At 54.5% G+C, this 8512-nt stretch carries 7 protein-coding genes; 1 reads left to right on the top strand and 6 read right to left on the bottom strand.

Features of this window, described 5'->3' with window-relative positions; genetic code table 11:
* Positions 1 to 34 precede the first annotated feature (34 nt).
* Genes APH34_RS18885 through APH34_RS18875 form a run of 3 tightly spaced genes read right to left on the bottom strand, consistent with a single transcriptional unit; the run spans position 35 to position 1717 of the window.
* The gene (locus APH34_RS18885; protein WP_003282464.1) at positions 35 to 319 is read right to left on the bottom strand and encodes a hypothetical protein; all 285 of its coding nucleotides are present in this window, start codon (positions 317 to 319) and stop codon (positions 35 to 37) included.
* Positions 320 to 330: 11 nt separating this feature from the next.
* Positions 331 to 1491: an Arm DNA-binding domain-containing protein gene (locus APH34_RS18880; RefSeq protein WP_003282465.1), complete on the bottom strand. Its 1161-nt coding sequence runs from the start codon at positions 1489 to 1491 to the stop codon at positions 331 to 333.
* On the bottom strand, positions 1484 to 1717 hold the full coding sequence (locus tag APH34_RS18875; RefSeq protein WP_003282466.1) for a hypothetical protein: 234 nt from the start codon (positions 1715 to 1717) through the stop codon (positions 1484 to 1486). Before APH34_RS18875 ends, APH34_RS18880 begins: the two co-directional genes overlap by 8 nt.
* A 148-nt stretch (positions 1718 to 1865) precedes the next feature.
* On the opposite strand from APH34_RS18875, the gene APH34_RS18870 reads away from it, so the two are divergent.
* Complete coding sequence (locus APH34_RS18870) at positions 1866 to 2078, top strand: helix-turn-helix transcriptional regulator (RefSeq protein ID WP_003282467.1); 213 nt, start codon at positions 1866 to 1868, stop codon at positions 2076 to 2078.
* Positions 2079 to 2095: 17 nt separating this feature from the next.
* On the opposite strand, the gene APH34_RS18865 is transcribed toward APH34_RS18870, so the two are convergent.
* From APH34_RS18865 to APH34_RS18850, 3 genes are all read right to left on the bottom strand, one after another.
* Positions 2096 to 5155, bottom strand: coding sequence for a hypothetical protein (locus APH34_RS18865; RefSeq protein WP_177337037.1), 3060 nt, complete (start codon positions 5153 to 5155; stop codon positions 2096 to 2098).
* A gap of 68 nt (positions 5156 to 5223) precedes the next feature.
* A complete protein-coding gene (locus APH34_RS29985) occupies positions 5224 to 7671 on the bottom strand; it encodes a hypothetical protein (RefSeq protein WP_223656453.1) in 2448 nt (815 codons plus the stop codon).
* A complete protein-coding gene (locus tag APH34_RS18850; RefSeq protein WP_054881698.1) occupies positions 7668 to 8135 on the bottom strand; it encodes a hypothetical protein in 468 nt (155 codons plus the stop codon). The genes APH34_RS29985 and APH34_RS18850 overlap by 4 nt, the downstream gene beginning before the upstream one ends.
* Positions 8136 to 8512: the final 377 nt, after the last annotated feature.

Raw genomic sequence — 8512 nt, 5'->3', positions numbered from 1 at the left:
TAAGCAGAAGGGGCCTTTCGGCCCCTTCGTTACTTTAGTTGTTGAGCATGCTCTCCAGCTTTTCGATCAGGAAGTCCAGCGGGCTGCGCCCCTCCAACCGTTTCTCGAAGACCTCATTACGGTGATAGGCGACCCAGGTATCGAGCGCCTGGCGGTTGTTCTTCTCGTAGCCGGAGCCAAGGATGCAGACCAGTTCATTGCCGTTGGGGCTCTCGAGGTAGTGGCTCATGGCAGAAGCCAAATGCTTCAAGTACTGGTGTTCACGAGCCTCCATCGCCGGATGCAGGTACGTGACGTTGCTGCGGTTGATCAATTTCATGTGAGTACTCCTCAGTCCTTCAAATTGGCTTGGATCAGATTGTCGAAGGCGCTTCCGTCACGTCGGGTCAAGTTAGGCACGTAGCGCGAGTAGACGCGGAACAGCATCTCTGTAGTTGTGTGGCCCATCTGCCGGGCAATCCACTCCGGGTTTTCGCCTGCAGCCAGCCAAAGGGTCGCAGCCGTATGGCGGGTCTGGTAAGGGCGTCGCTGGCGCAGCCCCAGATGACGCAGCAGCGGAAACCAAACCCTGTTGTTGATGTTGCGGTACGAAAAAGGCGTACCTTCCCGAGAACAGAAGACGAACTGACCACTCCCCGTCTTCTTCTGCTGATCGAGCAGGGCCTTGTACACCGGGCCAGACATGTCGATTTCGCGTTGCGAGCCGTCATTCTTCGTGTAGTCGAGCCGGCCACCGACCCAAGTTTCGCGGATAAGGATTTGCCGCCTCTGAAAGTCGACGAATTTCCACTGCAGGCCGTCGACTTCTCCCGTGCGCATCCCGGTGAAGAAGCGCACCGTGTAGTAGTTGCGGAAGTCCTCGCGCACGGCACCGAGAATCTGCAGCACTTCATCCAGAGTGAACGGCTCCACATCGGTCTTGGGAACCTTCAGCGATTTGATGTTGAGGTACGGTGAAGTAAACTCAAACCGGTCAGCCGCCTCACTAAGGATCATGCGCAATGGCGTCATGATGTGGTTGATTCGCGTCGCTGACAGAGCCTGCCCCTTCAGCCCGGGAACTTTGCCGAGTGCCGAGCGGAAGGACAGGATTTCTGCCTTGGTGATGGCGCTGACTTCTTGTCTGCCGAATGTTGGTAGCAGGTATTTATCAAGGGTCTGACGTACCGTCGTTGTATGTGTGTCGCGCCACTCCACACGCTTTTCGTCGAACCAGCGTTCGGCGAAGTCCCTAAATGGTGGAGTCTTCAATATCGCGCAGCCAGCCCGCAGTCTTGCGAACTCCTGAACCTTGCTGCTTTGCGGAAAGTAAGTGGCATAGTCGAAGCTTCCCAGCGTGATTTCTGCCTCAATACGCTCAAGGATTTTCTCCAGCTTTTTTCGATTGGCCGGCGTATCAGGCAACGTGGTTTGCTCACGGCAGCGTTTGTCCAGATAAGTGAAGTCGAAGAACAACTTCTCGTTGTCGGCACGGGCACGAATCTTACCCATGGCAAATGCCTCCGCCGGCCATAGGTATCAAACTGGAGGTGCGGGAATGCTTCTGCATGTCCTTTTCGATGGCCTCCCAAATGAACAGGATCTTTCGACCACCAAACGGGCGGAAGTAATGGATGCCTTCGAGCAGTACCGAGTCCTTCAGGCGGTTACGGATGGTGCGCACGTCGTACTTCATACGAGTGGCCAGCTCCTCGGTGGTCAGATAGGTGTGAGACATAGCAATGCCCTCTCTGCTAAATTGAACGACAGCGGATTCTTATGAGCTCCTGATAGCTCATAATGATCTCCTGAAGATCAATATAACGCTCATTTTGGGCTTTGCAAGTACAAAATGATCTCTAGAAGATCATTTTTTGGAGATTGAGATGGTCAAGTGCCATTTATCTCGCCTACTCGGTGAGCGGAAATTGAAGATAAGTGACGTGGTTAGGGACACGGGGATCAACCGCGGAACCCTCACGCGGCTCTATCACGAGACCGCGCAACGGGTGGAGCTCAAGGACCTGGAGACGATCTGCCAGTACCTGAACTGTGAGGTGGGTGAGTTGCTGGAACTGCAGGATGATCCGGAGGGCTGAATGCCCTCCGGACTTGGTCAGGCACGGAAATGCCAGTCGATGGAAGCCATCAGCATCAGGTAGCGCAGGGCGGCGCCGGAGTGATGGTTCTGCCTTGCCTCACCCTTCAGCTCAAGCTTCGCCCTTATACCCAAATGTAGATTCGCTACATCGTTACTCTCCGGCGCGTGCTGACTGAACGACCGGCGAGTGCTCCCGAGCTGCTGACGCCAGTAGGACTTGGTCGTCTTCGGCTTGTTAGCGTCGTAGACGATCAGCTCGATAGATCGAGCCGGAATACCTATAGCACTCAGCAGCCACAGATAGTCCTGTGCATGGTCCTCGTCACGGTTACGCTGGAATCGCAGCGTGGTTTCAGTCATCCAACAGCGCTCAACAAAATCATCAATCACGCGCTGGGCGCGTTCGCTGTCGGGGCCTTCGAGCAGGTCGTAGAGGCGCTGCGCATACTCGGCCACAGCCTCACGCCCACCATGCTTTGGAGGCGAGGGCAACAGCGACAGATACGACGAACCTTCTGCATACAGAGCAGGTTGCAGCCTGTGTTTAGGGCTTGAGCTGCTTGCTCCCGGTCGCTGTTGCATATCGCGGATACAGCGTGCCCGCTCAAGCATCATTTCACGCGCCTCGGCAGAAAACTCGACCCAGTCGAGATTGACCGCTCGACCTGTCTGCTCGGCATATGAGGCATACGCCAGCATCGACTCGATAGCCAGAATTCGCCCAATCGCCCAGTTCTGCTCCACCTGTTCAGCCTGGCCTCGACTCGCCTTCTTCCGAGCACGCTTACGCTCCTTCAGGGGTCTAATGCGACCGATGATGTCGAGTAGCACGCCGCACTCAGCTGAAATGCCTCCACGGGGCTCAGTGCTCATGGTGGGTTGGCTTACCTCGGCTATCTTGGCGACGTTTGCGGCGTTGAATATCCAGTTCTGGGGATTCCATTGCCACATCATTGCCATGATCTGAGGCAGGCTATGGACGTAGTGCAACAGTGTGGTTTTTGGGCTGCCATGCCCGAGGATGGCACTGACAATATGGACGATTCGCCGGGTGGGGCCCTCTACAGGCAACATCGCCTTACGCAACCTGAGGTCATCTCTGAGCCAGCGAGTGGTAAGGGGCAGATCTTTGAAAACCAGCTCTGGTGATAGCGCATTCTGCGCACCCATCAACTTGAGCAAAAACCACGTGGCGCAGGAATGGCGCAGGTGATGGTAATGCAGGAACTCGGAACCCGTGACTGCTCGCATGCAGTCATGTAGAGCTGGGAACAGGCAGCTCTCGCTGACCCACTGAGTTCTCAGCTGTGGGATGCAGAACAGGAATTCCGACGTTGAATTTTGGCTTTCTTCCTGCTGCCGCTCTCGATACCAGTCGATCAGCAATGTGAGCTCATCGGGCTCAAGCAGCTCACGCAGCGGCAAACTCCGAACCGCATTCTGGGTTTTCAACCCACGCTGTGCATGGGGGCGAATGAGCAGGTCAACGGGCAGCTCTATTCTGGCCTGTTCATCTTTAGATAGCCTGCGCATATGCGATTGCCGAGCTTGAATATGCGCGCACTCCGCTGCTGAAAATTCGGGCAGATGCAAATCACGTAGGCGAAGCTTTAGAGCCTCGTTACGCCGCAATCCCAACCGGAACCCCAAGATCAACAAAAGCCTCGCAGCCGTCACCAGACGTGGCGTTCGCAGCTCAAGCCCGCATGTGCCGAGCGCCTGCATAACCAATTGGTACTGCTCCTCGCTGATAATGCGAGCATCTACCCTGGTCACACCTTTGCCGATGCCTAGGATTGAGTAGGGGCTGATTGTCGGGTAGTTGTAACGACGCTGCAGAAACGTGTGAAACTCCTGGACTGCCTTGGCCAGGGTGCGCCGTTTGCTATCTGTGGCCTGAGCATCCAGTGCGGATTCATACACAAGTTCGAGCGCGTCAATTTCGAGCTCGAAGATGCTTATGCCATCTAACCGAGAGGAAAGTGCTGCGCCTAGTACTTGGGTATATCGCTTTATCGTGCTTCGCCCAATACTGTGGCCGTATGCGGAGGCGCCACCCAGCATGTAGGCAAGCCAACTCTGGATTAGGCCGGGAAGTTCTCCATGAGACTCCGCTTGCAAAGGGCTCTCTATGGGCAGGTTGTCCCGGATCCGATCGCGCAGTTCCTCCAGCCATGCGGGTGGGTCAGGGTTATCCTCAGTTACATCCGAAACAGATTCATCGTCATAAGTCCCCGCAGGGTCCTCGAGATCATCTAGGCCGAGAATATTGCCCCAAGATGAGGGGCGCAGTGACTGCGAGACAAAACCCTTGCGGCATGCAAAATTCACCAGCACCTGCGGCAGCCGCAACTGCATTTGCATCCTTAGAAAATCAAACAGGTCGCTGGGATTCTCTGGATGATACTGTTCAGGTACCTCAACCTTCTTCAGGAATGCACAGACACAGCGCATGTGCCAATTTCTACGCTTTAGTTTGCCGGTGCTTTTTTGAACATCATCCACGCAGCGTATCAACAGAGCCAGCGTTGCCGGATCAGGGAACCACTGCCGAAATTCAGCGACGGCATTGCCGCGGATCGATAGCGGCAGACGTATCTCGGGAATTCCCGCTACCCACTCGATGCTGTCTGGCGTCGTACTGAGCATGGCATTCAGCTGAGCCACATCGAGCAATCCGCCGTTGTAGGCCGCACTCATTAGTAGCAGACCAATGCGCTCATCCGTGCTGAGCGCATCGATATCCAGTTTCAGACCCTGCTGCAGGGCGTGAATCAGTTGGCTGCTGCGTTGAATTCGCTCAGCCGTGTAGACGTCAGGATTGATCGGGTTTGCTGCACGCCTGACGGCAATGGCTATTCGTGCCAGCGGAAATCCCGGGATTTGGTCCCGAACTCGCTGAGTGATGCTGCGCAGTACGTTGCGCAACGTGTGATTTTTGCCGAGCTGTGCCTCCAGTTCGCGGACGTGTGTCGTCGAGATCCCGTATATGGCACATTCACCCAACAGCCATTTGCCGAACGCCGTACCGGACTTCTCGGCAATCGACTTCAGAAGCGCTCGCATCTCGGGCATCCATTCCGGCTCATGAGGCCGAGCCGACCAGATAACACTGCCCTGTTGATTGTTTAGACGGGGCAGGTTCATTCTGTCACCCACTGGCTGCTCAGAGCCGACCAGCCAAGCTCCCTGAGTAGTGGGGTAATCCACTCATCTAGAACCTTGGCGTATACCGCAGGGCAGAACGTCGAATAGGCGTCCTGAGGCTCCTCACCCCTGAGCCAGTGCCCCATGAACGCAGCCAGCGCTTCTGAAGGACAGCCCCGCTCCGTGAGTTCCGTGCGGGTGAATTTCCGGTGGGCATTGACTCGATGCGTGGTGTAACCAGAGACCAGCTCCATCTGGTCGTAGATATTGCTCGGGGCAATCTCAACGCGGCGTATTCCAGCCTGGTTAATCTGTAGGAAAAACCCTCGCGACCACTGATGATCCTCCTCATCCTGTGGCAGATAACCAATCAATTGTCGGCTGATAGACGCGCAATGCGCGAAGTAGCTTGTTATTTGCCGCCTCAACATCGGCGGCATGCAAATCAGCCGACTCATATGACGATCGTCAGAATCCTTGTCTGACAGCGCGCCCATGCCCAACACAGAATCAAATTCGTCGATGAGCATCAGAGGGTTGCGGACCGCCCTACAGGACGTGACCAACATAAACATCTGCACTGTCCAGAGGGTGAAACAGTTGTGCCAAGCGACCATCTCGCTGAGACGCCCGTTCGCTTTCCTCCTCAAGACCCTGGCCATTGCACTGATATTGCTCGCAATGGTTGCAGGCAGCAGGCAATGAGTTGCACCCACCCCACCCTGTTGGTCCGGATTTAGGTCGACATATTCATATGCGAGACCAGCACAGGCATAAACCTGCGTCAGCACTCTCACCAGTGAGGTGGTGTAAATTTTGCGAAGGTGACAGGCATCGAGCTGCAAGTAGTAGCGCGGGGTTTGCGCCGAGGGGATTTCAACGCCAGACAGCATGGATGCTGCTGCTACATCCTGAGTATCAGCGACTATCTGGTGGAACAAATAACTGCGCAATTTGGTTCGCGTATAGCGGCGATCCCCCCCACCCAATTCCAGCAGCAGTGCCCTGATCTCGGCGTCCAGCTGCTCAGTTTGATAAGTGAACACCTGGTTGGCTGAGTGAGGAAATGTCCTGATCAGTTGCTTTACCAACTGGGCACTACCGGCTAGATCGGGCAATAGAATTCGCAGCAACGATAGTCGGACACCAGAAGAGGCCTGCCAACGATCGTCGCCAGCCAAATCTGGGCGCTTAACTACCATACTGAACTGCGCCGAATCCCCTAGGATCAATGCCAGACCATCGGCGTCATCTGTCTCGTCATCAACGATGGATAACTGGATAATCTGCGTCGTCGACTGCCCCAACCACAGACTGATATGCAGAGCAACAATCGCCTCCATTCGGAGCTGGATCGGAGTTGGGTCTTTTGTGTAGGAAAGCTCTTGCAGATACGAGTGGAATAGGTCGCTGGCACCAAACAATAAATTCCGCAACTCCATTAGCGTGAGCTGGTTATATGAAAATGGCAGGAACTGTCGGCTACGGACAATATGCGCCTCGACATTTTGTTGGCCTAGCAGATCAGCAACATATGGCCGCTCACAGCCCTCATCGTCCAGTACCCAAATTTCGGTTGCTGGACTCATTTCTCCGGGGGCCAGATCACCCCCAGCAGTATCGGTATGTCCAACGATGACGTCGTAATGACCTGGCAGCTGATCAGGATCATCGGGATCCCCCAGCACAAACCCTCGAACATCCTCACTGATATAGTGGTTCAGCTCAGGCAAACTCTGCCTTTTACGCTTACCTCTATGACCGCCTCCGCCGCCACCCACGCGTGGCAACTCGCCGTTGCAGTAACGAACAAATCTGGCGATAGCAGCAAAACTATCGGCATTCTCTGATCTTGACTTACTATGTAAAAAACCTCTGCAACTCGCCACGAACTCCTCAGTACTCCCCCAAATATTTAGTTCGGAAGCGATTGAGACGGTTTGCAGCTTGCATAGATGGCCGATGGCCTTGTAAACATCATAACGCTGGTCTAGCAAGCGATTAGTAGCGGTTTTCTGAGATGCAACAAGCAACTGTGCGAGCAGTCGCTCATAGTTCTGTTTATTTCCGTGGTCTCTGAATATGTGCAGGAACGTGGCGTATGGAAATCCGAATATTTTTACGCCTTTATGTAAAACAGGATTGTTCGCCGACCCTTTATCTCCTAGCCAAAATTGCTCACCTAGACGCTCTCGGATATTTGGTTGACGGGCCAGGGAAACGATCCATCCGCACGCCTCACGCCACACGACCACATCAGAATTCTCGAAACCAATCGGCATGCCAACATTGCATGCGCGGAGCACTCGTAGAAGCTGATCAATGGCGCGTGGCAGGTCAATGAGCCCAGGATGAGCGCCTAGCAGATTGAGGATTTCGCCAATAATTCGTGGTGACTGCCTCTGCTCCGAGGCGAGGAGCAACAGAGCCGAGTGCTTACTCATTTTTCGCCCTCCCGCCCCTTGAGCGTTTTTACCCCAACCAGCCGAGATAGGTGGGCGTGACTGCGATACTCGTGAGGCCACTGCTCTGCGGCATATCCTATATGCGTAAATAAATCACGTACCTGTTGTGGCGTAATTTGAGCTAGGGCAGGCGCAACTAGGCGCTCAATCAGAACAAGCTGGTAGGCACAATCCTTGATTCGCCCCCCCGTCCATTCAATGCACAGCACCGGCGTTTCTGGATCCATATATGTTTTTAGCCATCGATACAGCGTCGTTTGGCCGATACAGAGCGCATCCGGCCTACTGATGACCAACGGGTAGAGCATATTGATGCGCAAGGCCATAGCCCTGGGGATCAGAGCCTGATCTGGAACCCCTACAGGAGCTAGATCCAGATCTCGCTCAATACGAGAAAATTCGGGATGCACTCCTTGGATGTCGCGTAATTTGATCGTCAACATGACGCCTCTCTCTAGTGATATGACTACTAGACAATGCGAGGCGCGAGCCCCCGATTAAGGGGAGTGAATTGGACTGTGACGAAATTTTTTGTTCGCTAATTGACGTGGTGACTGACCTCTTTGCCAACGGCCGCTTTTGCTAATTCCGCGCATGCGCGGAAAATCGCCGAACACACTGCAACGATGCCATCAAAGAAAGCACTGAAATTTCCGCGCATGCGCGGGTTTAACTAGCAAATGGGCTTCGCTGAGCCCGTAATCAGAAGGGCGCCGTACACGCCGAAGAAATGGAGCGATATCAAATCCCGACTGCATCAACCTGAAAATCAGGGGTAGCCCGACCGCACTCTGAATACGAGGTCAGGCAAAACTGTCTG

The organism is Pseudomonas sp. NBRC 111131 (genome assembly GCF_001320525.1).
In the GTDB taxonomy this organism is placed as follows: domain Bacteria; phylum Pseudomonadota; class Gammaproteobacteria; order Pseudomonadales; family Pseudomonadaceae; genus Aquipseudomonas; species Aquipseudomonas ceruminis.
The sequence above is the reverse complement of the archived record's forward strand: the minus strand, read 5'-3'. Positions and strand labels throughout refer to the sequence as shown.

Coding starts and splice junctions, on each gene's coding strand:
- APH34_RS18880 (WP_003282465.1), bottom strand. CDS start 1,491: ATGGGTAAGATTCGTGCCCGTGCCGACAACGAGAAGTTGTTCTTCGAC.
- APH34_RS18875 (WP_003282466.1), bottom strand. CDS start 1,717: ATGTCTCACACCTATCTGACCACCGAGGAGCTGGCCACTCGTATGAAG.
- APH34_RS18850 (WP_054881698.1), bottom strand. CDS start 8,135: ATGTTGACGATCAAATTACGCGACATCCAAGGAGTGCATCCCGAATTT.
- APH34_RS29985 (WP_223656453.1), bottom strand. CDS start 7,671: ATGAGTAAGCACTCGGCTCTGTTGCTCCTCGCCTCGGAGCAGAGGCAG.
- APH34_RS18865 (WP_177337037.1), bottom strand. CDS start 5,155: ATGCCCGAGATGCGAGCGCTTCTGAAGTCGATTGCCGAGAAGTCCGGT.
- APH34_RS18885 (WP_003282464.1), bottom strand. CDS start 319: ATGAAATTGATCAACCGCAGCAACGTCACGTACCTGCATCCGGCGATG.
- APH34_RS18870 (WP_003282467.1), top strand. CDS start 1,866: ATGGTCAAGTGCCATTTATCTCGCCTACTCGGTGAGCGGAAATTGAAG.